1 protein-coding gene is annotated in these 401 nt (G+C 57.6%); it reads left to right on the top strand.

Going from position 1 to position 401, the window contains the following annotated elements; all coding sequences use genetic code 11:
• Positions 1-28 precede the first annotated feature (28 nt).
• On the top strand, positions 29-401 hold a 373-nt coding region (locus RMQ97_RS15440), incomplete at its 3' end, for a hypothetical protein (RefSeq protein ID WP_413661797.1).

The following is a 401-nucleotide window of genomic DNA, read 5'->3' as shown; positions in this document are numbered from 1 at the left end:
CGGCACGGCCGGGATCCCGCAGGCTCACATGACTGTTGTCACAGGTGCGGGCCACACCACCACGACGGTGTACAATAATCTGGGCCAGGTGGTCTCATCTTCCCAGTCCGGGTCCCATGTCACGACGGGCGAAGAGACCTTCAAATACAATTCAGCCGGACAGGTCGCCGTCTCCACGGATGCAACGGGCAAGTCCCAGTACTTCCTGTATGATGATCTTGGAAGACTGGTCGCCCAGCTTTGGCGCAACGGCCAGATCCAGGAGTTTTTCTACGACGACATGAACCGTGTTGTCGGCACCGTCCGCTTGGCGACAAGGATTTCCAGCTCTCATCTCACTGCACTGGATAATCCGAACCATGGCCTGACCATGGATGACATCCGGCCCGCATCCAACAACA

It is taken from the genome of Maricaulis sp. D1M11 (assembly GCF_047308265.1).
In the GTDB taxonomy this organism is placed as follows: domain Bacteria; phylum Pseudomonadota; class Alphaproteobacteria; order Caulobacterales; family Maricaulaceae; genus Maricaulis.
This window is presented reverse-complemented; position numbering and strand designations above follow the sequence as displayed.